This window comes from Geomonas paludis (assembly GCF_014193585.1).
GTDB lineage: Bacteria > Desulfobacterota > Desulfuromonadia > Geobacterales > Geobacteraceae > Geomonas > Geomonas paludis.
The window spans coordinates 790,989-815,998 of the sequence record NZ_BLXY01000002.1; the positions used below are offsets into that span (position 1 = coordinate 790,989).

Genomic DNA, 25,010 nt, shown 5'->3' on the forward strand with positions numbered 1-25,010 from the left:
TCACAAAGACCCCTTGCAGAAATCTAGTACTTCGTCGGCAACCGCCGCAATGTCTTTGCCGGTGGTGTCGATCCGGACGTCGGCGTCGGCGTAGAACTGCTCGCGGTTTTCCAGCATGGTGCGGATCTTCAGCACGGATGCGTCGTCCGCCAGCAAGGGCCGCTCGCTGTCGCCGCTCACCCGCTGGGCGATGGTCTCCACAGTTGCGGTGAGGTTGACGATGCAGCCGTGGCTGCGCATCACGGTCCGGTTGGCGGGCGCGATGACCACGCCGCCTCCGGTCGAAACCACCTGGCCCGCCCCGGTCGCCACCCGCTCCAGGGTTGTGGACTCCAGCGCCCGGAAAAAAGGCTCGCCCTCTTCGGCGAAGATCTCCTTGATGCTGCGCCCCGCCTGTTCGACGATGACCTGGTCCAGATCGACGAAGGACCACCCCAGCCGCTGCGCCAGCACCTGCCCGACGCTGGTCTTGCCGCACCCCATGAAGCCGGTGAGAAAGATGTTTTTCAAAGGACCACCCTCAAAGCTTGGTTCCCTCTCCCGCCGGGAGAGGGTGGCCGGAGGCCGGGTGAGGGTGCTGCGCTGGGCACCACACGCTGGTACTTGATGCAACACCCCTCACCCCGCCCTCTCCCGGAGGGAGAGGGGGTTCTGATGTCTAGAATTCCCGCAGGTACTCGATGTAGGACGAGTAGTTCCTGGCGGTCTCGGCGACGGAATCGCCGCCGAACTTCTCCATGAACGCATTGACGATCTCCACGGCGACCACGGCCTCGGCGACAACCGAAGCGGCAGGAACCGCGCAGCAGTCAGAGCGTTCCACGGTGGCCTCGAAGGGCTCCTTGGTCAGGATGTCGACCGACTTGAGCGGCGTGTACAGGGTAGGGATCGGTTTCATGGCTCCGTACACCACGATCTCCTCGCCGTTGGTGATGCCCCCTTCCAGTCCGCCGGCCCGGTTGGTGTTGCGATAGAAGCCGGTCTTCTCGCCGCGCGCCATGCGCTGCTCGTCGAAATAGATCTCGTCGTGCACCTGGGACCCGGGGAGCCGCGCCGTCTCGAAACCCGCGCCGATCTCCACCCCCTTGAACGCCTGGATGCTCATCACTGCCGCGGCCAGGCGCGCATCGAGCCTGCGATCCCACTGCACGTGGCTTCCCAGGCCGACCGGAACTCCGGTCACCCTGACCTCGACCACGCCCCCCAGGGTGTCGCCGGCGGCCTTGGCGCGGTCGATCGCCTCGACCATCTCGATCTCGGCCTTGGCGTCGTAGGTGTACACCGGCGAGGACGCGATTGCATCCTGCAGCGCCTTCACGGAAAGGTCGGGACGTTCCGCCTTGACCCCGCCCAACTCAGTAACGCAGCCGGTCACGGCGATGCCGAAGCGGGCCAGGTAGGCCTTGGCGACTGCCCCCACCGCGACACGCACCGCGGTTTCCCGCGCACTGGAGCGCTCGAGGATGTTGCGCACGTCATTGTGGGCGTACTTCATGGCGCCGGGAAGGTCGGCGTGACCGGGCCGGGCGCGGGTGACGCGGATGGAGTCGTCGCGGTGCTCGGGGTTGACCGACATGCGCTGTTCCCAGTTCACCCAGTCGGAGTTTTCCACGACCAGGGTGATCGGGGAGCCCAGAGTTTCGCCCCAGCGCACGCCGGAGCGTATGCTGGCGCGGTCGGTTTCTATCTTCATGCGGCCGCCGCGGCCGTAGCCCCCCTGCCTGCGCAGGAGGTCAGCGTTGATGTCGCTTTCGCTGAGCTTGAGCCCCGAGGGGAGTCCTTCGATGATGGCGGTCAACTGCGGGCCATGCGATTCGCCCGCGGTAAGGTATCTGAACATTGTTTCTCCTGCTGAAAATTGAATCAACTGTGGACATGCCTGACAGACGTTAAACAAATGCCAGGGGTACCCCCCTGGCATTTGGCCTACCTCAAAAAATGGGTGGGAATGCTTAACTTGGTTTGGTCAGACTCACGACAGTGGTCCCGGTACGAACAAGGCTACTTGTCTGATCCGTTACAGTCCAGGTTATGGTAGCCGTCTCGGTTGTCAAAACTGCCGGTACCGTGAGATGAACTACAGTTGCCGGAGACAATAACGTGCCACCAGACCAAGTAGTTGTTGTCGACGTGGGAGTTATAGTCGCACTACCGCTGGTGGAAGTAACCTCTGCAGTGATAGTGACGGTATGTTCAGCGGTGGAAAACGGATCTGTTATTGTAATAAAGGAATTAGATGGAATGGTAATATCAACATTCGTACCCGTAGCGGCCGTAGTACTCTGAGTTATGGCAGAAGGCGGCGTTAGTGACATTGAACGACCGATTACATCAACAAGTTCTGAATCCTCAAGCTTATCGGATTTAGCTATGACTATAATTTGCTTCGCACCATTGAAAGCAGGGACTTTGAACAGCGCGCCAACCTCACCGGTGACTGAGTCTACACTTCTCTCCGTTATGAAATAGGTGGTGTCATCAAGTTGAACATAAAATGATATTTTTGTGCCAATGACATTACCTTTGTCAGGGCTTACATATTTGGCTAAAGCTGTAATCCAAGGTCCATCAGCCGTAGCACTCACAAGGGCAACCTGACCATTAACCCCATCTCCACCACTAGCTCCGCAGCCACCTAAAGCAAGCAAGGTCGTCAACACAATCAGAATCAGCTTCAATTTCATAGTTTCTCCAATGCCAGACTAGCGTCTGCTTAATTTAAAGTACGATTTTAGGTGTTATGAAGATCAGAAGTTCTGTCTTCGTTTTCTGCTTTGAGTTGGACTTGAACAACCACCCCAGCAGCGGAATGTCCGCGAGGAAGGGGACGCCGGTGTCGATGTCGGTCTCGTTGTCGACGTAGATGCCGCCGATGACGGTGGTGTCGCCATTGGAAACGACCAGCTCGGTGGTGGCCTCTTTCTTGTTGATCGGCGGCGGCGAACCGGTCCCCGGGGAGTTGTTGCTGGCCTTGATCTTCATGCTGACGGAGCCGTCGGCGGTGATGTGCGGCGTCACCTCGAGGGTCAGCGCAGCCTCGACGAATTCCGTCTTGGTCCCTTCGGCAGAGGTGGTCTGGTATGGGATCGACTGCCCCTGGGAAATCTTCGCCGCCTTGTTGTTCAGTGTGACCACTTTGGGAGTGGAAATGATCTTCACTTGGCCGATGGTCGCGGCGGCGGCGAGCCTCATGTCGAGCTGAATGTTGCTGGTCAGCTTTCCGAAGGAGACCCCCATTCCGAGGCCGCCGGAACCCGAGACGCCGGGGCCGACCGTGGAGACGACACCGCCGAAGGTGGTTTCGATGGAGTTGATGCCGGCAATGGATGCGGAACCGTCTGCGTACCCCAAGGACCACTGCACACCGAGGTCACGGGTGAAGGTCGAGGTGGCCTCCACGATGCGCGCCTCGATCTGGACCTGCTTCTCCGGCAGGTCGAGAGTCTTCAGCAGAGCCCTCATGTCGTCGAGGGCGGGCTGGATGTCCTTCACGATGACGCGGCTGGTGCGCTCGTCCCTCGTGATGATGCCGCGCTCGCTCTTCATGATGTTGAACTGGGTGGCGACGTCGCCAATGTTGGCGTAGTTGACCTCGAATACCGCGGTGTGCAGTTCCATCAACCGTTCAGCCGCTTTCTTGGCCGCGGTCTCCTCGTCGGCTTGGTTCTGCATCTTATTGCGCGCCTTGATCTGGACGATGTTGCCCTGCTGCACCATGGCGAGGCCCTTGGTGTCGAGGATCACGTCCAGAGCCTGGTCCCAGGGCACGTTGACCAGCTTGATGCTGATGGTGCCGGTGACGTCGTCGGAGATGAGGAAGTTCAGGTTGCTGACCTCGGCGATCAACTGGAAGATCTTCCTGATATCGGCATCGGAGAATTCGAGGGTAACCCTCCTCCCCTTGTACACCTTCTTGACAGCCCGCTTCTCGATGTTGCCGGAGATCTCGGTCATCGGCTCCTCGGCGCGCGGGGCCAGCTCGTCGGCAGCCTCGGGAGCCCTGGGCTTGGCGGCAGGCGCCGGGGGCAGCTTCGCCGCCACCGCGGGGCCGGGGTTCACGATGTCCCAGGTAAGGACGTCACCCTTGCGGCTGGTGGTGTACTCCGGGTTCCCCTGTAGCTTCACGGCGATCTTGGTGACATAGCCACCTTTGACCTTGACCTGATAGGGGGTCACCGAAAGCACCGGTGAGCCGAACTTCGAGGTGTCCATGGCGCGCTGCAGCGACTTGGGCACCTGGCAGTTGTTGATGGTCAGGGTCAGCCCCTGGGGGCTCCGCACCGGTTCGCCCGGCTCGCAGGTGCCGTGCAGTTTCATGGAGATGCGGGAAACGCCTTCGACGACCTTGAAGTCGACCGCCTCCAGCGCGCCTTTCACGTTGCGCCCCGGCGGGACTTCGGCCTTCATCTTGGCCACAGGTGCCGGTGCCGGTGCCGGTGCCGGTGCCGGTGCGGGTGCGGGTGCGGCTACGGGTGCCGGAGCAGGTGCCGGCGCCGCGGCTGCAGCCGGGGCGGGAGCGGGAGCCGCCGCTGCGGCCGGGCCCTTCCCCTTCAGCTTGATTTTCACGCCGAGGTCGCTCTTGACCACCTCGAAAGCGGGGAGCCCTTCGCCGGAGGCATCGAGCACCACGCGCACCTTGTCGGGGGTGGAGCCGACCCGGGCGTTGGCGACGCCGAAGGCGCCCACCGGAATCACGTTCTGCGGCAGCACGTTTTTGACCTTGAACAGGTCCACCACGATGCGGTCGGGCTTGGCGAGCTTGAAGGAGTTGAAGGTCTCTACCCCTCCCTGCACCGAGAGTTCGACACCGTCCGCCGCGGTGATCACCGCGTTCAGCTTGGACTGGCCGCCGTTTTCGGCCTCGCTTTTAGCGGCCGGGACCGGCTTAGCGGCCGGTTTGTCGGCAGGCGGTGCGGGCGGCTCGGGGACAGCCGTCTTGGCGTCGCTGGCCTGGGGGGCCTGGCTCTTCGCGGCCGCATCGGCTACCAGCGTCTTCTCCTCGATGCGCGGCTCGGCGATGGGAGCTTCCTTGGTGGCAGGCTCACTCTTGGCCTCCGCCTCACGGGGCAGACTGATCAGGAGCTTGTTCTTGCTGGCGGGGTCGGTGGCGACCGAGAAATCGACGTCGTGGTTAAGCACCAAGGCGACCCGGGTCAGCACGCTGCCGCCCACGGGCTGGCGCTCGATCTCGATCCGCTTGACGCTGCCGCGGTTGACCTCGATGGGCGAGGCGACCGCGCCGGGCTCGGTCTGCGAGATGTCCACGATGATCCTGGCCGGCTCCCCACCCTTGTAGGAGGTATAGGTAAGGGGCCTGTCGCTGGTCAACTCGACGCTGGAGCCATCGTCCGAAACCGTCACGGAGCGCAGTGTGGCAAAAGCCGCGGCCTCTGCCTGAGCAGGCTCGTTAACGGCGGTCATCCTCTTGACGCAGCCGGCAGAAACCGTCAACAGGACGATGAGTGCCATGGCATGACAAAGAATTCTGCTCTGGTACATGGTCATCTGAAACGCTCCTTACCTTTTCTTGGCCAGCGTGAGCACGGTGGTTTTACTCTTGCGACCGCTCTTCTCCACGACCTCCACCGTAGAGGAGGTGATCCTGGAGATCCTGCCGTTGGCGTTGCCTATCTGCATGCCGACCTGGACTACGTAACCCTTGCCGTTGGGGTCGACCACCAGGGCCTTGTTCTCCCTGAGCCCGGCGATGATGCCGGCAACCTTGAACTTGTTCACCTCGAAGCTCTGGATCGGCAGCAGATCGGCAGGAGGAGGCCCGGCGGGACGGGCGGCCTGGCCGGCCGGCGCGGTCGGCGCCTGCGGCACCAGCAGCGGCTTGAAGGGGTCCTTCTTGAAAACGACCGCGGAACCGACCTTGGCCGCGGAGGAAAGCTGCTGCTGTACCGGCGGCGCCGGCTTGGGCGCGGGCGCGGGTTTCGGCGCGGCGGGGGCGGGAGGCGGAGGTGCGGGGGCCTCTTCCTTTTTGCAGCCGTACGAAAACGCCAGCAACAGCGTCAAAAGCAGCGCGCTATTTCGGTTTATTGGCATTCGCATTCTTGCTCTCTTTGGGATCGAGGAAGCGGAAGGTGGTGGCCAGGCAGTTCACCTTCATGATAGTGCGCCCTGCGGCTTCCTTGATCTCCGTGACGTTGACGTTGGTGATGTTGACGATGCGCGGCAGCTTGCCCACCGCGACGAAGAAGTCGGCCACGTTGTAGAAGGTCCCGGAAACGGAGATGTCAACCGGCACCTCGGCGTAGAAGTCCTTGGGGACCTCGGGCTTGGGCCTGAACAGCAGGAATTCGAGGCCGGCCCCCTTGCCGGAGTTGGAGATGCTGGTCAAAAGCGACGGGATCTCCTTCTGGTTGGGGAGCTCGGTCAGGGCGCTGTCCAGGTCACGCTTCAACTGCTCGTACTCGGCCTTGAAGCGCGGCAGGTTGTTGGCGATGCGACGGTTCTCGTCGATCTGCTTTTGCAACTCCTGCTGCTGGGTCTTCAGCGTATCCAGTTCCTGGAGCCGGGGACGGTGCAGCCCGTAGTACAGGCCGGCCCCTTCCAGGGCCAGCAGCAGTATCAAGAGCGCGACCTTCTCTTTGGTCGGGAGCTTCAGCAACTTCTCTATCTGTGGATCCATGGCAATGCCTCTGATTCAGCTTCTTGGTTTGCGCGCTGCCTGCTCGCGCCGCATCCTGGGCCGGAAATCCCGGCGCTACGGCTTCTGGTCCTTGATCTGGAATCCCAGGTCGAAACGCTTGTATTTCACGCCGGCTAACTCCGCCTGCTCCGAGACCACGAGCTCCACGTTGGTGAAGGCACCGGAGGCCTGCAACGTCTTCATGAACACGGCGATCAGGTCCTCGCTCATGGCGCCGCCGGAAAGCGTTACCGCCGACCCGTTCTCAACGTACCTGGTGAGCCAGAGCTTGTCCGGGGTGGATTCGGAGAGCGCCGCCAGCCGCGCTGCTGGGCCGGTCTTACCGCGGCGCAGGCGGTTCAGCACGTCGAGCTTCTTCTTGACGTCGGCCTGCAGCTTCTTCAGGTTGTCGATGACCCCGATCTTGGTCTTCAGCTGGGCCAGTTCCGTCTCGGCGCTGGCGATATCGCTCTTCACCGTGCTGATCTGGCTGCGCAGGTAGATCCACCACCCCAGCCCCACCACCAGGACGGTTACCAGGGCGATCACCAGGATGGTGACCTGCTGGCGAATGGTTTCCTTCTTCTTGGATGCCCGTATCGGGAGGAGGTTTATCTTGATCATTTGTCTCCGGCCCTCCTCGTAGCGAGCCCCACCGCTACCGACATAAGCGGAGCGATCTCCTCAAGGTACCGTGAATCGAACTCCTTCTCGTTCACGGTGACCCGGGCCAGCGGGTTCAGGATCTCGACCGGGAGCGCGAGCCTCTGCTGCACCGCATCGATCAGCTGCTGCGTCTTGGCCGCTCCGCCGCTCAGGAAGACCTTGGTGATGCGCTCTTCGCCCGCGGTGGAGTTGTAGAAGTCCAGGGAGCGGCGCATCTCCAGGGCGATGGTGTCGTTGACCCGCTGCAGCACGTCGCCCAGGCGCGGGTCGGAGGAGTGCCCCGCGCCGAGCTTCATCTCCTCGGCCTCGGCGCTGCTGATGCCGAACTGCTTCTGGATCTCCTCGGTGTAGAGGTTGCCGCCCATCTGCACGTCGCGGGTGAACAGCGAGACGCCATCCCTGATGATGTTGAGGTTGAAGATGCTGGCGCCTATGTTGACCAGCGCCACCACCTGGTCCGGGTCGACGGCGTAGTTCAACTCGAAGGCGTTCTGGACCGCGAAGGAGTCGACGTCCACCACCGCCAGCTTGAGCCCGGCCTCCGCAAACACGGAGATGTAGTCGTTGATGATGTCCTTCTTGCTGGCAACCAGCAGGACGTTCATCTTGGAGGGGTCCTGCTCGTCAGGGGAGAGAATCTGAAAGTCGACGTTGACGTCGTTGATGTCGAAGGGGATGTACTGCTCGGCCTCCCAGTGGATCTGGTCTTCCAGTTCCTCGACCGGCATCACCGGCAGGGAGATCTTTCTGATGATGACCGAGTTCCCCGAGATGGAGCAGACGGCCTCCTTGGCCTTCACTCCCAGGGTCCCCAGCAGCTGCCTGACCGTCTCGACGATCGAAGAGCTGTCCATCAGGGTGTTGTCGACGATGGCCTCGGCCGGCAGCGGCAGGATCCCGATCTTCATGAGCTGGAAGCCCCCCTTGGCCGGGCGCAGCTGCACGAGCTTCACGGCACTGGATCCTATGTCGACCCCTACTATGTCCTTCTTCTTGGAGAAAAGCATCGTGTGGTCCTATCTACCTAGTCCTGGAATACCTTGTTCTTGTCGGAGAGGGAAAACCCCAGTGCAAGCAGGATCTTGCGCTTGGTCTCCATCCTGCAGTCCTCACCCCGTTCGATCCGGTCGATGGTGATGGGCGACACCCCGGCCAGCCGTGCCAGCTCGGCCTTGCTCATCAGGCGCTCTTCTCGGAGTTTCTTGACGCTGTTCATGATCATAAGTAGGCACCGCTTGAAGACAGATGTAACGAATTTTGGCGCACTTTCTCATCAATAAAAAGGAAAGTCAACATTTTATTTAAAGTTATATGTAATTATACTTCACAATAAAAACTTTCCCATGGGGGAGAAGCGGCACCTCCTGTCTCACGCGCGCTTTTCTAATGGGCGGGATGGGGAGATCATACCAATAAAAAAGCGAGTTGCAATTTGCAGCAACCCGCGTAATTAAAAAGCCGCCTTCAGCCGGCAGCCGGGGGACAGCAACAGGGGGACAGCCGGCGGCAGGGGGACAGGCACCTGCGGAGCCAGTCCCCTCCTTCAGTAGGCGTAGAGGACGGAGAGACGCGCCTTCTCGCGGCTTCCCACTTCTTCCCGCGTCCCCTGCACGTAGATGTTGTACATGGCAGGCACGTGCTGCGGGCGGATCACGTCGTCCTGGGCCGCGACGGCTCCCCCCGAGTCCAGCAGGTAGTACCCGGAGCGGTCGGTATTGCCCGGCACGGTGTCGATGATTTTGGTGCTGACGTTGAACCCGGCCGTCGGGGGCTCACCCGCCAGGCGAAAGGAGGTCTCCGGGGCCTGGGCGGGATCCGGGCCGGCTTGCGCCTCGTTGCAGGCGGACCACTCCGCGCGCCGCAGGGTGAGTTTTTGTTGCAGGCACGGATCGAGCGTCACCTTGAGATCGATCCCGGCGAAGTCCCGCTGGAAATCGGAACTGCCGTAGCCGGTCTGGAACAGCCTGGGAAGTATCTCGCTGGTGAAGAGGTCCAGGCCGCCGTGCGCGGAGGTGAGCGCGCTACGGTAGCGCTTCTGGCTCGCGGCCACCTGGGTCCCGGCGATGATGGTGGACAAAAGCGCCATCGCGATCACCAGGGAGAGCGTCGTCAGCATCAAAGCGGTAATCAGGGCTGCGCCCTTTTCGGAACATGGAGCCGCCATCGCCCCCTCCCCTGCTACAGGTTTTTGGGCTGCACCACGATCGTGTAGAGTTTCCAGCGATAGCTGCGCCACTGTGCACCGAAGGTGTCGCTCATCGCCTGCGCGCTCCAGACGTGCCCCACGTAATCGGGCAGGTCCGGATCGCCGACCACGATGGCGCGCTCCGGGTCCGCCACCGGGTAGCGGTATCCCGGTTCCTCCCTCCCCTGCTGGGCCAAGATGTAGACCCGAATCTCCTTGAGTTCCTCGCGCAGGTACTCTGCCGTCAGAACGCCGTCCTCCGGGTCCGGGTGGTAGTCGGCTTTCCCGTCCCGGTTGGTGTCCATGTAGAACACGACCTGCATGTCGGCGGCACAGTCGAGGATGGGGTACTTGGTGTGCCCCCCCTGGTGGTCGATGGTGGTCTTGTAGAGCGTGCCGGTCCCGGGGTTGCACAGGGCCGAGATGTCGGACTTGCGGTTGATGTAATAGTCGGACCGGTTGAAGGGAAAGGCGAGGTCTCCGCCGCCGTCATCATTGGCCACTGCGTAGACCACGTGGCTGTCGGTCCGCTGCCGCGGGGCGAAATTCGCATCGGCCCGGTTCAGGAAGAAGGTGAAATCCCCCCCCGAGGTGACCAGGTCCCGGACCGGCTGGCCCGAGGCGCCGGCCCCGGTGCGCAGGACGATGGCGCGGGCCTTGGTGCCTATCTTCAGCTCCGGCTCGACCCGCGAGGGGGGGGTCACCGCGCTGTAGTTGAGATAGCACCAACTGCGGCAGACCGTGTTGGCGCCCAGGGCGGTCCCCTTGACCACCAGGTAATCGGACCCGTTGAAGCCGACGCCGCTGCCGACACGGTAGGCCGGCGGCGCCGCGAGAGCGGGGCGGTCGTTGAAGTTGCTTGCCTTGGCGCCGGGGTGGCCCGGCACCAGTTGCAGGTCCTCGGGTGCTTCCGCGTAGTTGAGCCCGGCAGGGAGCGTGTAGGGCAGGCCGAACCCCGCCAGTTCCAGGTCCCGGCGCATCAGCTCGAGCCCGATCAGCCCCCCGATCTCGGTCTCGGTCTTCTTGCCCAGTTGCCCCGTGCTGCGCACGATGTTGGCGAAAGAACTGCTGATCAGCGTCATCACCACCGCGAAGATCAGCATGACCACGACCAGTTCGACCAGGGTATATCCGCGCCTCCCCCGCCAGTGCCTCATTCGCCCGCTCTCCTCGACCTCAGCGCGAAGATCTCGTGCCGGCTCTCCGTCCCCTTGACGGACCATTTGACGACCACGTGCAGTTTCCTGGTGGCGCTTCCCACCGTGCTCGCTTCCCGTGCCACCGAAAAGCGCCACGGGGACCCCGCTACCAGTTTCCCGCTCGCCTCTTCCTTGATCACGCTGCCGGTGATCCCGTCGAAAGGGAGCCTGCACCAGTCGTGCATGCGCTCCTCTGCCAGTTGGGTCGCCTCCTTGCGCAGCTTGTCCCTGAGGTTTTGCTGGTAGGCCACGCTCACCGACTGCAGCAGTCCCAAAAGGCCGACCGTCATGACCAGCAGGGCCATGAGCATCTCGACCAGGGTGAAACCGGGGCTACTTGAGCTTGATGTTCTCGGTTTTACAGTCATCACCCGCGCCCTTCTTGCCGATACTCACCCTGGTGGCGGCAATGACCACGCTGTCCACCCCGCCGTAGCCCGGAACCGACTCGAGGCAGATGGAACCCCAGCTGTAGGTGACCCCGGTCTCGTCGAAGTCGATGTTGCCCCCCGCGGCAAGGTCCAGGTTGGCGGTGGCGCTCACCGGGTACCGCAGCAGGTGTGTTTGCACGGGGTGGACCGTGGCGCCGTCCTGCAGCGAGGAATAGACCTGGAAGCGGTCGGCGTAGACCTTGACCCGCGTCCCCCTGCGCTGGTAGATGGCCTGGATGCGCGCCTTCAGCAGTTCCGTGAAGAGCAGGCGCGTCTGGGCCTCGATACGGTAACTCTTCTGGTACTTGTGAAAATAGAAGGATGCCGTGGCGGTGAGTATGGCCGCGACGCCGATGGCTATCATCATCTCGATAAGCGAATAGCCGCGTGACCCCATAGCCCCTCCGGGCGCGACCCCGACCAGCAGGAATCAAATTTGAACTTTCCAATCTTATCAGAGCGGGGATAAAAAAAAAGCCGGAGCAGACCGGCAAGTGACAGGTAAAACGACAGCGGCCCTCCTTGTGGGAGGGCCGCCGGAAGCAGTCGCGGGTGCCGCGCTCTAGAAGGCGTACAGCACCGAGAGCAGCGCCTTTTCCTTGGGGTTGGAGGCCTTCTCGCCGCGCACCTCGAAGGTGTAGAGGGCGGGGTTGTGTTTGGGGGAGATGCCCGAACCGGTGCCGGCAACACCGACGCCGCTGTCAAGGAAGTCGACGCCGGTGGTGTCGGAGTTGCCCTGTACCGTGTCCACGATCTTGGCGTAGACCTTGAAGTTGCCGGCGGAGGAGACGCCGCGCAACATGAAGGTAAGGTCCGGCGTGTCCTTCGCGTCGATGGTCTTGGAAAGCGCGCCCCAGTCGCTGGTGGAGGTGGAGAGCTTGGTCTTGAGGCTGGCGTCGTTGGTGACCAGACCGATGTCCCCCATCCCGCCGGAACCGTAGGCGAGCTTGAGCGGGTTGATGGCCGAGGAGTAGTTGTTGAAGAGCTTGGGAATGAACTCGCGGGTGATGAGCTCGGTGCCCCCGTAGGCCGCCTCGATGGAGTTGCGATAGTTCTTCTGGGTGGCGGACACCTTGGTCTCCAGAAGCAGCATCTGCATCAGCCCCGCCACGATGCCCAGGCAGATCAGGGTGAACATGAGCGCCGTGACCAGGGCTATACCGTCTTCATTGCCTAACTTTTTCATAACCGTACCGTGTTGCTACTGAATGAGATTTTGCGGCCGCACCACGATGGTGTAGACCTTCCAGCGGTAGTTGTCCCAACCGGTCCCGATCTGGGACGGCAGGTCGAAGGTCCTCCCCATGAGGGCTCCGCCGAAACTCTCTCCCACTGCAATCTGGGAATTGGGATGCTTGTAATTGGTGTCCTTTTTGCCCTGCTGCGCCAGGATGTAGATCCTGATTTCCTTCAACTGCTGGCGGATGTCCTGGGCGGTTCCCGTGAGCGTGGCCTGGTGGAAGTTGACCTCGTTGGAGCCCGCCTGCCCCATGCCGTACACCACCTGCATGTCCGCGACGCAGTCCAGCAGCGGAATATCGGTGAAGTTGCCGCCCTGGTTCAGCACCGACTTGTAGAGCACGCCGGTGTTGGGGGCGCACACCGCGGGGGCCGGAGTCGGGCGGTAGACGTAGTAGTCGGCCCGGTTGAACGGCATGCGCAGCGCGCTGCTCTGGTCCACGCCGTACACCTGGAACACGTCGCCCGACGAGTGCGGCACGGTGAGCGTGGTGTAGTTGGCAAAGGTGGCCGAATAGGCGCCGCCGTTGATCTGCAGCTCGCGCTTGGCGTTGTTGTCGGTGAAGGTGTTCCTGATCACCATCACCCGCTCGGTATTGGTGAAGTCGCGGGTCGCGTCGTTCCAGCGCGGAGCGCTCTTGCCGGCCTCGCTGTAGGAGACCGTCATCCACTTCTTCTGCGTGGCGTTTTGCGAGTCGGCCACGGTGAGCGATTTGATCACTAGGTACTGCGACCCCACGCCGGACCTGAGGTTGAAGGTCGTGTTGCCGCTTTGCACGGCACGCGGCGCGCCGTCGGTGTCATAGGTGTAGCTGGCCGGGACATCGTTGAAGCTGGCGGGGCTCTTGCCCGCCGGCCAGAAGCCCGCGGTCACCGGGATCCCGGTGTCGCTGTTGGTCACCTCGGTGTAGGTCCCGGAGCTCGGCGCCGCCCGCAAGGTGAAAGGAAGACCGTAGCCGGCATTTTGCAGGTCGGAACGGAACAGCTCCAGCCCGACCACGTTGCCGATGTCGGTCTCCATGAGCTTGCTCTGCTGGCCGACCTGGGTCAGCACGGTCTTGAACCCCTGCGAGGCCACGATGATGACCGTGAGGAAGATGGCCATCACCACGAGCAGTTCGACCAGCGTGTAGCCGCGCTCCCCGGTCAGGGGGCGCGCGTTCCCGGCAGGTAGGCGACGGTCGCGCGTCATGGCTTGGCCACCACGGATACCACCCTGTTCAGTGTGGACATGTTGCGGTAACTCCATTTCACCGTTACGGTGAGCTGCTTGGTGCTGGGCTGGGTCCCGTCATAGGCGAGGACCTGGCTGGCACGCTCCACTACGAAGGTCTTGGTGCCGCTGCGAATCTTTCCCTGCTCGTTGAAGGGGGCGTAGCTGGTGGAAAGCTTGTCGAAGGTCTTCCCCCTGAGGTCGGCCATGTACTTCTCCCCTACCCGGACCCCCTCGTTGCGCAGTTCGTTCTTCAGGTTGTACTGCAGGCTCACGTTTATCGATTGCAGCACCCCGAACATCCCGACGGCGAGAATGACCACCGCCACCAGGACCTCCACCAGGGTGAAGCCGCTGTTATCTCTGATTAATGTTGGCTGGGACACAAGTTCCTCCGGTTTGTCTTTTGCCCATGTAGCTGCGCGCCGTGGAAACGACCACGCTGTCGATGTAGCCCGGGTTTTCGGCCACGCCACCGGGCTGGACGCAGATGGAGCACTCCGTCTGCAGTATCCCGTGCGAATCGAACACGATCGCGCTCCCCCCGGTGCTGTCCGCCATGGCAAAACTCAAGGGGATTACGGCACTGGGGGTGCCCGTTGCGGTGCCCGAGGGGTAGATCTGCAACTGCATACCGTTCAGGAGCACCGCGCGCGCCGTCTTGGTGTACATGGCCTCGACCCTCACGTCGGTGAGGGTGCTGTAGATCTTCCTGGCCTGCGCTTCGACCATGGACTTGCGCTGCATGCTGCTGAACTGCATGCTGCCGATGGCCAAAAGAGTGCCGATGATGGCCACCACCACGACCAGCTCGATCAGGGTGAATCCTCTCTCTCGCATGGATCAGCGCTCCTGGATGTGCATGATCTTCTTGACCGGCTTGTTGCCGCTCTTGCTGACGATCGGGAAGGCGTCCGCCGGCGGCTTGCCGGTCATGGGGACGCCCGAGCGCCGGTTCAGGCGCGCGGCCCCGCTGCCGAAGGCCTGGGCCAGGTCGACCTCCTTGAACTCGCCGGTGGAGAGCTGGATCAGCGCCTTGCCCGCCAGGGCCGCGTCGCTGGGTCTCCCCCCGGTATCGTACCCCAGCGCCCACAGGAAGGAGTTGCCGCCGAAGCCGCACGGGTCGGCGGTGGGCTGGAACGAGGTGAGGAACACGGTGCCGTTGGTGAGCGCCACGGCGTCGGTTACCACGCGCTCAGCGCCGAAGTTGCCGCTGGACAGGTCCATGTCGATCTTCCAGCCGCCGGCGCCAACCGAGGTGATCTCCTCGGACTGGTCGGTGACCCCGGAGGTGACCGTGGCGGTGCAGTTCTTGTCGTAGACGTTGCCGGGCAGGGCATTGGTGTTGTAGCAGGGGTCCTTGATGCCGTAGATCGAACGCTGGTTGCTGAAGTCGTCGATGTCGGTCCCTGCGCGGTAGTAGTACCTGCCGGAGCCGAAGTAGAGCCACAGGCGCTTGTTCTTGCGGTCCTGGAGCCGGGATATGGCGGTGACCACCGGCCCGGTGTCCTCGATGACGTGGCTCCACCCCCAGTTGTTGACGGTGCTGCTCTCCTTGGTGGTGATCCTGATCACCCCGCCGTCGCTCCAGGTGTTGGTGGTGGTGTTCTTCTTGGTGTAGCCGACCAGGATGGCGTCGTCCTGGTAGTGCCCGTTGGCATAGGAGTCCCAGCGGTCGGCGTCGATGGGGCCACCCAGCATGGAGCCGGCAAAGGCGTTCTCGATGCCGGTGTCGATGGTGCGCAAGAGCGTGCCAGTGCGCAGGTCGACGATGAAGAACTTCAGGGTCTGGTTGGACTGTCCCTTGAACTGGTTGTTGTTGGTGTCGATCTTGCCGGTGGGGCCGGAGCCGAAGACGGCGTACCAGTGCCCGTTCTTGTCGCGCGGGCCCACCCTGACCACGGCCGGGCCGGTGGTGGCGAAGCCCATGGCCGGGTCGTTGAACTCCCACATCAGCGACGGCGCTTCCGGGTCGGAGACGTCGAGGGCGAAGTAGGTCGAGTAGCCCAGTGCCTTAGAGGTGTCACTGGGGTCCTCCGCGACCGGGGTCTGCACGCACTCCGCGCCGCTGGCGCAGGTCTTGGTGGAGGCCCCGCCGATACCCATGCCGCCGATCAGTACCGTCCTCCAGGTGTTCCTGGTGGGGTCGAGCTGGTTGGTGCCGTTCACCACCGAGGCCTGCTTGGGGCAGTCGTAGTACGTAGCCCCGTCAGGGCAGATATTGGTGTTGGTGTCGGTGTTCAGCGTCGTGGTACCGATGCTGGCATCGAAGAGGACGGTGGCGCCGTCAACATAGTAGAGGTGGTTGTACTTGGGGTCGCCGTAGTACTTCAGGAACGGCAGCACCTGTTTGGGTATGTAGGCCCACTGTTCCTCGCCCAGTGCGGAGCCGGTCAGGGTCGCCTTGTGCGTGCTGCTCGCGGTCACGTCCAGAAGGCCCAGCTTGAAGCTGTGCAGCATGCCGTCGTTGCCGCCGACGTAGACCATCCCCCTGTGCTTGTACTGGTACGAGTTGATGAAGGAGGTATAGGAGGCATCGCCATAACCGCTGGGGGCGGCGACGTTGTACGTGTTCAGTTTCCCCGTGGACTGGATGCGCGGCGTCGAGGAGATGATGTCGCCCAGACGCCACTCGCGGGGGGAGCTGATGGTATTGGTGGCCTGGTCCTTGATCTGGACCTTGCGGCTGCGGTACGAGGCGAACCCCTCCAGGTCGTTCTGGTCGACCCCGTGCACGTAGTCGATAAGCCTGGTCGCCTCTCCGGCGCTGACGTTCAAGTAGGGCGCCAGCGTGGCGGAGTTGTCCGAGTTCGCGGTACCCCGGAAGGTGTCGGACGAGAAATCTATCAACGAGGTGCCGTTGATGGAGGTGAAGATCTTGCGCGGACTGGAGCTGAGGTTGCGGGACCAGAGCTGCTTGCCGGCGCGCCAGATACTCTTGACCAGGTCGGTGTCCTCCTTGACCTCGGTAGTATCCCCTATCCCGTCGCCGTTGGTGTCCTGCGACGCGAAGGCATAGGTGGTGTTGTCGGTGGTGTCGAAACGGAAACTCACCACCTTGTCCGCGATCAGGTCGAGCTGCTTGTCGGCATTGGTGTCCTCACGGATGGTGGAACGGCTGATCTGGGGATCGACGTAGTACCACAGATTCTGCATCTCGCCGATCCAGTCCGAGTAGGTCTGGTTCTCGAAGACCTTCTTCGGGAAGAAGACCGCCTGCAGGATGTTGGCGCCGCTCCCCTCGCTGTTACTGAGGATGGAGGCCGCCGTACCCGAGGACGCCTTGGCGGCGATGGTCTGGAAGATGGTGGAGAGCTTGTCGCGTTGCTCGACCGGGTCTTTGGCCATTTCCAGCGTGGTGCCGCCGTTGCTTGCCGTCTTGCCCAAGAGCATTTCGGCGGAGCAGACATCGCTGGTGCCGGTGGACTCGCCGTTCAGCACCACGTAGGTGGTGAAATAGTCGCGGGGGTAGGTGCCGTTTTGGCAGGTCTCCCCGGACGGGCAGTCGCTGTCGCGGGTGCAGGTGGTGGAGGTGTGCCCCGAGCAGTGCACCGGCGTCACCGCCGTGGTGCTGAAGCTGGCCAGGTTCTGGTGCCGCCCGAGCCAGGATATTACCGGCAGGTTGGAGGTGCCGCCATGGTCCACGGAACCGCTGGGCACCGTGCAGGCGCCGGCCGTGGTGCCGGCCTGCGCGGCGTAGAGGCTGGCCAGGTTGCCGACCGTGGTGTTGCGGTCGGCAGTCGAGCTGCCGTCGCTTACCAGCAGCACGTAGTTCTGCTGGCAGCGGTACTCGGAGGGGTGCAGGACCTCGTTGAAGTCGACGGCGTTGGTGACGCTGGTGGTGTCGATGGCGTTGATGCGCAGGCCGGTGAGCCCGGTGGCGGCGCCGGTAACGCGGCTTTTCAGGCTCCCCCCCGTTTGCGGGATGGCGGCGAAGTAGCCGAGCACGTTGTACAGGGTCTCGGCGAGCGGCGTCCAGGAGGCGGCCCTGATGCCGTCGATTTTCCCCACCAGGGTATCGGACGCGGTATGGGCACCGGCAGTGTCGCGGACGCAGGCCTGGGAGGAGCCGGAGCAGTTGCTCACCGTGGTGCAGACGTCGGTGCTCTTGCTGCCGCAGAAGCCGTTGAGACAGGTGTTGGTCCCGCTGCACTGGGCGTTCGTGGTGCAGGCGGTGCCGGTCATGGTGGCGCAGACCCCTTTGCCGACCGGGTAGATGATGGCGCCGCCGTCGAGGTTGGCGTTACCGGAGGCGACGTCGCAGCGGTTGCCGGTGCCACAGTCGATGTTCTGGACGCAGGCCTGTACCGGTGTCACCTGGGTGCTGCCGGCCCCGACGTAGCAGACCTTGGCGTCCTTGACGCCGGCAAGCGCGGTTTCGGACGCGGAGCCGAAGGGGTTGAAGGTGGCCACCCCGAGGCGGATCTTGTCGGAGAACTCCTGGACCAGACCGATGGGCTGGCAGGTGCCGGAAGTGCAGGTGAAACTGCGCTCCGGGTTGGTAGTGCCACAGTCGCTGACCGTCGTGCACGAAGTGGCGCCGATCTTCACCCTCATCTTCTGGATGGGTGCGCCGAGCTGCGCCTCCACCCCGATGCCGCTCAGGATGGCCGGCATGTTTTCGGTGAGCGTGGTATCGGAGGGGGAGTCGGTCGGGTCGGTAACGGGCGGGGACGCCATGTCCCCGCAGAAGCGGTACTGCGCCTCCTTCATGGCCAGGTAGTTGTCGGCGGAGCCGGCGGCGGTGACCACCCAGTTACCGCTCGCGTTCTTGGTGAAGAACGGCCCTTCGTAGCTGGCCCCGCACAGAAGCGCCGGGCTGCCTGCCCCGATGGCTGCGGGACCGGAGTCGCAGGATACCGTGCCGTCGGCCGCGCAGTCGGTGTTGACCGTGCACTGCTTGAGGTGGTCGTTGTGACAGGTCTTGTACGAGGCGTAGATGTCCGGGCACTGGTTCAGCACGGTGTTCATGTTGGGAAAACCGTAGCCGTCGGCTGCGGTGTGGGTTTCCCCCCTGATGGTCCAGCATTCCTGCATGGACTGCTGGAAGCTGACCTTGGTCTTGGTGGCGGCCCCCTGCGCGGTGAGCTGGCAGTCGCCGACGTAGTTGGCGACGCACGGGCCGTAGTCCTGGGCGGCGGTGACCACGCAGGGCCCCTTGTAGGAGGTGCTTGCCGCGGTGTATCCGACGCAGGAGTTGGCCTTGCCGACGAAGTTGGTCCCGGTCGACTTGAACTTGCAGTCCGCGTCCGCGGTGCAGGAAATAGCCGGCACATCGTCCTTGCTCCCCGGCGCAGGGGTGTACATCGACTTGTCGGTGGAGCAGTGGCCGGGCGTGGCGGGAACGGCAACGTTGCAGTCGGAGTCGACGCCGCAGGCGATGGTCGGATCGACCGTACAGGAGTTCCGGGCGGCGATCTTGCACGAGGCGGCATCGGCCAGGCCGGTGCAGGTTCTTCCCAGGTAGGCCTGGCAGACATAGGCGGATGTGGTCGCCTTGTTGAGGTAGCAGTCGGAACTGGTCGAGCAGGCGGCAAAGGGCCGCAGTGCCTCGGGAACGGTCTGACAGGTGCCGGTGGCGGGCGCGGTGCTGGCCAGGCAGGAATCCACAGTCTGTTTGATGTCGGCGTTACCACCGGTGGCGAGGGCCGTGATGGCGTCCTGGCAGTTGCCGTAGTTGAAGCTCGCCCCGCCGAACAGGTTGATGTAGGTCTGGCCGCCGTTGGAGGGGGCGGTCGAGTTGTACTCATTGGACGGCCCGGTGATGGTGTAGGTCACCTGGAGCGAGGAGTTCGGGTCCGGCGTGCCGTCGGCGAAGTTGATGAAGTCGGCGGTGTTCTGGTCCTTGACGAAGGCCTGCCCCACGCAGCCGCGCGACTCGGGGATGAAGTAGCTGCCGTCGAACTTGCCGCCGGTCAGGGTCTGCTTCTCGGCGTCGAGCTTGGACGCGGTGAGCCAGTTGAGGTAATTCCCCTTGGCCACGAAGGCGACCAGCGACTTGCCGGTGGTGTACTCGAGGCACATTTGTCCCGGGAAGGTCTTGTTGATGTTGGTGCCGTTGGCGCCGCAGGACACCACGGTCAGGGCCTGTGCGAGCGTGCTTCCCGCTACCGGCCTGAACTCGTCGCCGGTTCCGTCAGCCTGCTTCTTGTAGTAGTAGTAGAACTTGTCCTTGTTGAAATAGCCGTAGTAATCCTTGGTGCTGTTGAAGGTCTGGTCGTAGCAGTAGAAGGGGCGGCGGTCGAAAACGCTGCAGGTGCCGCCGTTCGAGCAGTCGGCGTTGGAGGTGCAACTGGTGGAGGAGTTGGAGCAGTGCTTCTTCCCCTCGTCCACGTACTGCAGGTCGTACATACTGGCCGAGTTGTCGATCATGAGCAACAGGTTCGGCGACACGTTGCCGGCGACGAAGGCGGGCTTGACGCAGTACGGCTCGCCGGGCCAGGAAAGCGTGGCGTGGGCCGGCGTCGGTTGCAGGGCGCAGGTCAAGGCCAGGAAAGAAGCAGCAAGGGTCAGTTTATTTTTCATATTTCCCACCACACACCTCCATATCCAGAGGGACGTTACTCCAATAGATGCGCCGGCTAACGCAGCAACTCCTGCATCGCCTTGGCGTCCTTGTACCCCACCATGATCCGCCCGTCCGGCAGGACCAGGGTCGGCGTGGAAAGGAGGCCGTTGGCCTCGGCGAACTTGATGGTTTCTTCAACCGGCTTGCGAGCGTCCTTGTCCGTGGCAGCCGGCAGCTGCTCGCCCGCGAAGGATTTGTCCAACAGGTCCAGGGAGCCCCGCGCCAGGATCACCCGCGACTTGTCGTACGCCTTGGGGTGCATCTTCAGGGGGTAGAGCTTGATGTAGATGGCCAGATCGGGCTCCAGGGCCGCCAGCTTTTTCAGCTCCGCGTGCGCCTTGGCGCAGTAGGGGCACTCGGGGTCGGTGAAGACGAAGAGTTTCTTTTTACCCTTGGGGTTGCCCATGACCAGGGCATGGTCGGTGCTCAGGCTGGCGGGGTCGAGGCGCTCCTTGCGCTCCACCTTTTTGGCCTGCTGTGCCGCCCCTCCCACCGGTTGCCGCGAGGCGATGTCGAAGACCTGGCCGGCGATGATGTGCTTCTTGCCGTAGTCGATATAGGCGACACCGCTCTGCCCCGCCTGCTCGAAGGTCACCTCGTACAGCCCCCGCACCGGCGCCGGTTTCACCTCCTTGACCGGGCCGATCGCCTTCAGGAGCGTGCTGGCCTCCTGCAGCGTGATGGAGTGACAGGAAGCGCAATCCCCACTGCACCCTTCCGACATGGCGAAGGCGGGTACGGCAAAGGCAATGATGAAGAGGGTAACGCAGGCGGTACAGATGCGGGTGAGATTTGATGCAAAGGACATTCAGCTACCTCGTAGGTGATTTCGTTGCTGCGACAGGGCGAGCAACAACCGTGCCCTGGTCCCGCCGCGACGCTAAGTACCGGTTTCAGCGCCAATACCGTCAGTTGTGGCATACCATAGCACGGCGACACAGCAAAAAACTACGCATTTTTTTCATAGCAACGGCACCTACCCCGCAAAAAATTGGCACTTGGCGCAGGTACCAGTGAAAGCCGGCTACCCCAGGTCGTACTCCTTGAGCTTGTACAAAAGGGCCCGGTGGCTGATCTCCAGCAGCCGCGCCGCGTGGGTCCGGTTGCCGGCGGTCTGCTCCAGGGCGCGCATGATCAGCTGCCGCTCCAGCGCCTCGGCCCCCTTCTTGATGGAGAGGGAATCAGGCAGTTCCCCTCCCCTGCGTTCCGGTCCCGCCCCCCTGCGCACCACCTCCGGCAGACAGGCAAGCCCGAGCAGGGCGCCATCGCACAGCACCAGGCCGCGCTCGACGCAGTTTTCCAGTTCCCGCACGTTCCCCGGCCAGCCGTAGCGGACCAGCGCCTGCAGCGCCTCGGAGGTGGGGCGCACCCCGGGCATCCCCATGCGCTCGCCGTGCTTCTCCAGGAAGTGGTCCACCAGGAGCGGCACGTCCTCGACCCGCTCCCGCAAGGCAGGAAGGGAAAGGGCGAAAACGTTGATGCGGAAGTAGAGGTCCTCGCGGAATCGCCCCGCCGCCACCTCCTGGGTCAGGTCCCTGCTGGTGGCGGATACCACGCGCACGTCCACCTTCTGTGCCGCGGCGGCGCCCAGGCGGCGGATTTCCTCCTCCTGCAGCACCCGCAGCAGTTTGACCTGAAGCGGCAGCGGCAGCTCGCCGATCTCGTCTAAAAAGAGCGTCCCGCCGTTGGCCTCTTCGAAGAGGCCGACCTTGTCGTAAGCAGCGTCGGTGAAGGCGCCCTTGACGTGCCCGAAGAGCTCGCTTTCCAGGAGCGAGGCGGGTATGGCGCCGCAGTTGACGGCGACGAAAGGACCCTGGCGGCGCACGCCGCAGTTGTGCAGCGCCCGCGCCACCAGTTCCTTGCCGGTGCCGGATTCGCCCTGGATCAGCACCGTGGTCTTGTGCCCGGAGAGCTTCTTGACCAGGTCCATAATCTGACCCATGCGGTCGTTTCTGGTGATGATGTCGGGGAAGGCCCGCTCCCGCACCGCCTCGCGCAGCCTGCGGTTCTCGTCCTTGAGCCGTTCCCGTTCTTCCGCCTTCTTCAGCACCAGCGAGATCTCGTCGCTGTTGAAGGGCTTGGAGATGTAGTCGTAGGCGCCGAGCTTCATGCACTCGATGGCGTCGTCGACGGTGCCGTAGGCGGACATCATGATGATGGTGGCGCCGACGCCGGACTCAGTGCAGGCGGCCAGAAACTTCTTGCCGTCCATGACCGGCATCCGGATGTCGCACAGGATGAAGGCGTAGCCACCGGCGCGCGCCTTGGCCAGCGCATCGGCGCCGTCTGCGGACTGCTCCACCAGGTACCCCTGCTTCTTCAAGAGGACCTGGAGCATGTGGCGCAGGTTGGCCTCGTCGTCCACCACCAGGATTTTCTTCTTCTCGGTCAACATGTGCTCCTTCCCACCTGCGCTAACCGCCTGCTAGCGCAGGCAGCTACGGTGGGTAACCCGCTGCCGCCCCTAGCTGCGCTCTGTGGCGGGGAGGGTCAGGGTGAAGCGGCTCCCTTTGCCGAGTTCGCTCTGCACGCCGAGCCGGCCGCCACAGGACTCGGCTATGCGCGCCGCTATCGCCAGGCCGAGACCGGTCCCCTTCCCGGGCTCCTTGGTGGTGAAGAACGGGTCGAAAACCTTGCTCAACAGCTCAGGGGGCATCCCCTCGCCGTTATCCACCACCTCGATGACCACTTCGGCTCCGGCCCGGCTTCCCTTTAACCACAGTTGCCCACCCTTGGGCATCGCATCCCGCGCGTTGACGATCAGGTTGATCAGCAGCTGCTCGAGCTGGTGCGGGTCGGCGTGCACCGTGGCAAGGCCGGCCTCGACCTGGACCGACACCTCGAGGTGCTTCAGCACGCCCTGGTCCGCCAGCAGCGCCACCACCTTTTCCAGCAGGGGGCGGATCTCCACATCCTCCCACTGCACGCGCTTGGGACGGGCGTAGTCCAAAAGGCCACGCACGATCCGGTCGATACGCCGGGATTCCTCTTCGATACGACGCAGGTAGTCCGACTTTTCCGGATCGGCGGCCAGCTCCTCGGCGAGGATGGTGCTGTACCCCATGATGGCGGCGAGCGGCGTGCCGATCTCGTGCGCCATCCCCGCGGCCAAAAGGCCCACGGAGGCCATCTTCTCGGAACGCACCGTCTCGTTTCTCGCTTCGACCAGTTCCTTGTTGGCCCACTTCAGCGACGCCACCTTCTCCTCGACCTCCACCCTCTTCTCCCTGAGCGCCACCATCATGCTGTTGAACCCTTCCGAGAGCTCGGCGACCTCGGTACTGCCGGCCACGTTGACGGAGACGCCGAGGTCCCCGGCAGTGATGCGCCGGGTGGCGGAGAGGAGGCGCTTGATGGGGGAGACCACGGTACGGGACAAAAGGTAGGAGCCGAAAACGAGCAGCAGCAGGAAGTCCAGGGCGAAGTAGGCGAGGAAGAGGTGCCGGGACATGGAGAGGCGATCCTGGACCGGCTGCAGCGACAGCGTCAGGCGCGCGGCCCCGACCACCTTCCCCTGCTGCACGATGGGGGCGTAACAGCGCCCGCTGCGCTTGTCCGGGGCGAGCTGGAACAGGGAACGACCGCTGGCCAGGACGCTGCTCAGGCTGCTGTCACTCTCGCTGCCGTCGGTGACGGCATAGAGCCGGCGTCCCTCCTGGTCCACCACCACGAGTCCCGTGAAGCCGCGGTCCCGCCTCAACTGTTCGAGATACTGCACGATCTGGCTTTCCGGGTCCGGCGGGGCCAGGGGACGCGGCAGTGCCGAGACGATCGCCGCCAGCAGCACCTTGGCATCCTCACCCTTCTGGGCCAGCAGGTCGTTTTCCGAGGTTTTGAAAGATATCAGGGAGAGGAGGGCCCAGGTGAGCACGAGCAGCATGCTCAAGGCGGAGAGGATGTAGAAGCTTAGGCTGAAACGGAATGGTTTCATAGGGGCTGTGTCAGCGTCCCATGTTCAGGTACCAGTGAATGATCTGCCTGCCGTAGAAGACGTACAGCACAGCGGCGGCGGCGAGGAACGGGCCGAACGGTATGGCCAGTGTCGAGTCCTTCTTGCGGATCAGCATCAGGGTTATTCCAATCACCGATCCCAACAGCGAAGAGACGAAGACGATGAACAGGATCGACTTCCACCCCAGGAAGGCGCCCATCATGGCCAGAAGCTTCACGTCCCCCCCGCCCATGCCGTCTTTCTTGGCGACGACCTGGTAGCCCCAGGCGATGAGGAGCAGGCTGCCGCCTCCGGCCACGATGCCAATCAGGGAGTTGAGCCAGCCCAGTTGCGGGATGAAAAAGGAGAAGACGAAGCCGAGGACGATGCCGGGCAGGGTGATGCGGTCCGGGATGATCTGGTGCTCAAGGTCGATGAAGGTGACCACGACAAGGGCGCTGCAGAAGAAAAAGAGCACGCCGAAGTAGAACATGCCGGTGAACAGGTACTGGATCGGCGCCCCTTCGGCGAACAGGCGCTGGGGGAAGAACTTGAAGAAAAGGGCCAGGGCAAGCAGGCCGTTTAAGAGCTCGACCAGCGGGTACTGGATCGAGATCGGGGTTTTGCAGGAGCGGCATTTCCCGCCCAGCAGCAGGTAGCTCAGGATGGGGATGTTGTCGTACCAGCGGATCTGGTAGTCGCACTTGGGGCAGTGCGACGGAGGCGACACCACCGATTCGCCGCTCGGCATCCTGCAGATGCAGACGTTCAGGAAGGAGCCCACAACGGCCCCAAAGAGGAAAGCGAATACGGCGTAGGTGATGTAGGGAGTCAAGGAAACCTCAGAAGCCGTTCAACGTTCAACGTTCGACGTTAAAATCTTTCCTCACCTTGTGGCACGTGCCGTAGCGACTCGGTGCCACGAAGTGGTGTGGACTCAAACG

General features: G+C 63.1%; 22 protein-coding genes. All 22 read right to left on the reverse strand.

Features of this window, described 5'->3' with window-relative positions; all coding sequences use genetic code 11:
* Nucleotides 1-510, reverse strand: a complete 510-nt coding sequence (locus H7687_RS09015; protein WP_308469782.1) for a shikimate kinase — start codon at nt 508-510, stop codon at nt 1-3.
* A 148-nt stretch (nt 511-658) separates the two neighbouring features.
* Nucleotides 659-1,840 (reverse strand): chorismate synthase, encoded by a 1,182-nt coding sequence (aroC, locus tag H7687_RS09020; protein WP_183346719.1) that lies wholly within the window; start codon nt 1,838-1,840, stop codon nt 659-661.
* A gap of 112 nt (nt 1,841-1,952) precedes the next feature.
* A complete protein-coding gene (locus tag H7687_RS09025; protein WP_183346720.1) occupies nt 1,953-2,684 on the reverse strand; it encodes a hypothetical protein in 732 nt (243 codons plus the stop codon).
* A gap of 34 nt (nt 2,685-2,718) precedes the next feature.
* Nucleotides 2,719-5,505 carry a type IV pilus secretin PilQ gene (locus H7687_RS09030; RefSeq protein WP_183346721.1) on the reverse strand — a complete coding sequence of 929 codons (2,787 nt, stop codon included), beginning with the start codon at nt 5,503-5,505 and terminating at the stop codon, nt 2,719-2,721.
* Between the two features lie 12 nt (nt 5,506-5,517).
* On the reverse strand, nt 5,518-6,054 hold the full coding sequence (locus H7687_RS09035; protein ID WP_183346722.1) for a pilus assembly protein PilP: 537 nt from the start codon (nt 6,052-6,054) through the stop codon (nt 5,518-5,520).
* Nucleotides 6,029-6,634 carry a type IV pilus inner membrane component PilO gene (locus tag H7687_RS09040; protein ID WP_183346723.1) on the reverse strand — a complete coding sequence of 202 codons (606 nt, stop codon included), beginning with the start codon at nt 6,632-6,634 and terminating at the stop codon, nt 6,029-6,031. The genes H7687_RS09035 and H7687_RS09040 overlap by 26 nt, the downstream gene beginning before the upstream one ends.
* 75 nt (nt 6,635-6,709) lie before the next feature.
* A complete protein-coding gene (locus H7687_RS09045; protein WP_183346724.1) occupies nt 6,710-7,258 on the reverse strand; it encodes a PilN domain-containing protein in 549 nt (182 codons plus the stop codon).
* A complete protein-coding gene (pilM, locus tag H7687_RS09050) occupies nt 7,255-8,307 on the reverse strand; it encodes a type IV pilus biogenesis protein PilM (RefSeq protein WP_183346725.1) in 1,053 nt (350 codons plus the stop codon). The genes H7687_RS09045 and pilM overlap by 4 nt, the downstream gene beginning before the upstream one ends.
* A gap of 17 nt (nt 8,308-8,324) precedes the next feature.
* Entirely contained in the window at nt 8,325-8,522 is a 198-nt protein-coding gene (locus H7687_RS09055) for a helix-turn-helix transcriptional regulator (protein ID WP_041248407.1), read from the reverse strand.
* A gap of 321 nt (nt 8,523-8,843) precedes the next feature.
* A complete protein-coding gene (locus H7687_RS09060; RefSeq protein ID WP_183346726.1) occupies nt 8,844-9,464 on the reverse strand; it encodes a pilus assembly protein PilX in 621 nt (206 codons plus the stop codon).
* Nucleotides 9,465-9,478: 14 nt separating this feature from the next.
* Nucleotides 9,479-10,642: a PilW family protein gene (locus H7687_RS09065; protein ID WP_183346727.1), complete on the reverse strand. Its 1,164-nt coding sequence runs from the start codon at nt 10,640-10,642 to the stop codon at nt 9,479-9,481.
* Complete coding sequence (locus H7687_RS09070; protein ID WP_183346728.1) at nt 10,639-11,052, reverse strand: type IV pilus modification PilV family protein; 414 nt, start codon at nt 11,050-11,052, stop codon at nt 10,639-10,641. Before H7687_RS09070 ends, H7687_RS09065 begins: the two co-directional genes overlap by 4 nt.
* The gene (locus H7687_RS09075; RefSeq protein ID WP_183346729.1) at nt 11,018-11,512 is read right to left on the reverse strand and encodes a pilus assembly FimT family protein; all 495 of its coding nucleotides are present in this window, start codon (nt 11,510-11,512) and stop codon (nt 11,018-11,020) included. The genes H7687_RS09070 and H7687_RS09075 overlap by 35 nt, the downstream gene beginning before the upstream one ends.
* 165 nt (nt 11,513-11,677) lie before the next feature.
* A complete protein-coding gene (locus H7687_RS09080) occupies nt 11,678-12,301 on the reverse strand; it encodes a pilus assembly PilX N-terminal domain-containing protein (RefSeq protein ID WP_183346730.1) in 624 nt (207 codons plus the stop codon).
* A gap of 15 nt (nt 12,302-12,316) precedes the next feature.
* Nucleotides 12,317-13,546, reverse strand: coding sequence for a PilW family protein (locus tag H7687_RS09085; protein ID WP_183346731.1), 1,230 nt, complete (start codon nt 13,544-13,546; stop codon nt 12,317-12,319).
* Nucleotides 13,543-13,953: a prepilin-type N-terminal cleavage/methylation domain-containing protein gene (locus H7687_RS09090; RefSeq protein ID WP_183346732.1), complete on the reverse strand. Its 411-nt coding sequence runs from the start codon at nt 13,951-13,953 to the stop codon at nt 13,543-13,545. The genes H7687_RS09085 and H7687_RS09090 overlap by 4 nt, the downstream gene beginning before the upstream one ends.
* Nucleotides 13,925-14,407: a pilus assembly FimT family protein gene (locus H7687_RS09095; RefSeq protein WP_183346733.1), complete on the reverse strand. Its 483-nt coding sequence runs from the start codon at nt 14,405-14,407 to the stop codon at nt 13,925-13,927. The genes H7687_RS09090 and H7687_RS09095 overlap by 29 nt, the downstream gene beginning before the upstream one ends.
* A gap of 3 nt (nt 14,408-14,410) precedes the next feature.
* Nucleotides 14,411-20,092, reverse strand: a complete 5,682-nt coding sequence (locus H7687_RS09100) for a pilus assembly protein (protein ID WP_246404728.1) — start codon at nt 20,090-20,092, stop codon at nt 14,411-14,413.
* Between the two features lie 56 nt (nt 20,093-20,148).
* Nucleotides 20,149-20,943 carry a DsbC family protein gene (locus H7687_RS09105; RefSeq protein WP_183346734.1) on the reverse strand — a complete coding sequence of 265 codons (795 nt, stop codon included), beginning with the start codon at nt 20,941-20,943 and terminating at the stop codon, nt 20,149-20,151.
* 216 nt (nt 20,944-21,159) lie between these two features.
* On the reverse strand, nt 21,160-22,527 hold the full coding sequence (locus H7687_RS09110; RefSeq protein ID WP_183346924.1) for a sigma-54-dependent transcriptional regulator: 1,368 nt from the start codon (nt 22,525-22,527) through the stop codon (nt 21,160-21,162).
* A gap of 72 nt (nt 22,528-22,599) precedes the next feature.
* A complete protein-coding gene (locus H7687_RS09115; RefSeq protein WP_183346735.1) occupies nt 22,600-24,066 on the reverse strand; it encodes a sensor histidine kinase in 1,467 nt (488 codons plus the stop codon).
* Nucleotides 24,067-24,076: 10 nt separating this feature from the next.
* On the reverse strand, nt 24,077-24,901 hold the full coding sequence (locus H7687_RS09120; RefSeq protein WP_183346736.1) for a prepilin peptidase: 825 nt from the start codon (nt 24,899-24,901) through the stop codon (nt 24,077-24,079).
* Nucleotides 24,902-25,010 lie beyond the last annotated feature (109 nt).

Excerpts from the sequence above, each read along its gene's own strand:
- pilM (WP_183346725.1), bottom strand. The coding sequence starts at position 8,307 with ATGCTTTTCTCCAAGAAGAAGGACATAGTAGGGGTCGACATAGGATCC.
- H7687_RS09045 (WP_183346724.1), bottom strand. The coding sequence starts at position 7,258 with ATGATCAAGATAAACCTCCTCCCGATACGGGCATCCAAGAAGAAGGAA.
- H7687_RS09070 (WP_183346728.1), bottom strand. The coding sequence starts at position 11,052 with ATGACTGTAAAACCGAGAACATCAAGCTCAAGTAGCCCCGGTTTCACC.
- H7687_RS09055 (WP_041248407.1), bottom strand. The coding sequence starts at position 8,522 with ATGATCATGAACAGCGTCAAGAAACTCCGAGAAGAGCGCCTGATGAGC.
- H7687_RS09025 (WP_183346720.1), bottom strand. The coding sequence starts at position 2,684 with ATGAAATTGAAGCTGATTCTGATTGTGTTGACGACCTTGCTTGCTTTA.
- aroC (WP_183346719.1), bottom strand. The coding sequence starts at position 1,840 with ATGTTCAGATACCTTACCGCGGGCGAATCGCATGGCCCGCAGTTGACC.
- H7687_RS09080 (WP_183346730.1), bottom strand. The coding sequence starts at position 12,301 with ATGAAAAAGTTAGGCAATGAAGACGGTATAGCCCTGGTCACGGCGCTC.
- H7687_RS09075 (WP_183346729.1), bottom strand. The coding sequence starts at position 11,512 with ATGGGGTCACGCGGCTATTCGCTTATCGAGATGATGATAGCCATCGGC.
- H7687_RS09085 (WP_183346731.1), bottom strand. The coding sequence starts at position 13,546 with ATGACGCGCGACCGTCGCCTACCTGCCGGGAACGCGCGCCCCCTGACC.
- H7687_RS09065 (WP_183346727.1), bottom strand. The coding sequence starts at position 10,642 with ATGAGGCACTGGCGGGGGAGGCGCGGATATACCCTGGTCGAACTGGTC.
- H7687_RS09115 (WP_183346735.1), bottom strand. The coding sequence starts at position 24,066 with ATGAAACCATTCCGTTTCAGCCTAAGCTTCTACATCCTCTCCGCCTTG.
- H7687_RS09095 (WP_183346733.1), bottom strand. The coding sequence starts at position 14,407 with ATGCGAGAGAGAGGATTCACCCTGATCGAGCTGGTCGTGGTGGTGGCC.
- H7687_RS09060 (WP_183346726.1), bottom strand. The coding sequence starts at position 9,464 with ATGGCGGCTCCATGTTCCGAAAAGGGCGCAGCCCTGATTACCGCTTTG.
- H7687_RS09035 (WP_183346722.1), bottom strand. The coding sequence starts at position 6,054 with ATGCGAATGCCAATAAACCGAAATAGCGCGCTGCTTTTGACGCTGTTG.
- H7687_RS09030 (WP_183346721.1), bottom strand. The coding sequence starts at position 5,505 with ATGACCATGTACCAGAGCAGAATTCTTTGTCATGCCATGGCACTCATC.
- H7687_RS09100 (WP_246404728.1), bottom strand. The coding sequence starts at position 20,092 with ATGAAAAATAAACTGACCCTTGCTGCTTCTTTCCTGGCCTTGACCTGC.
- H7687_RS09040 (WP_183346723.1), bottom strand. The coding sequence starts at position 6,634 with ATGGATCCACAGATAGAGAAGTTGCTGAAGCTCCCGACCAAAGAGAAG.
- H7687_RS09105 (WP_183346734.1), bottom strand. The coding sequence starts at position 20,943 with ATGTCCTTTGCATCAAATCTCACCCGCATCTGTACCGCCTGCGTTACC.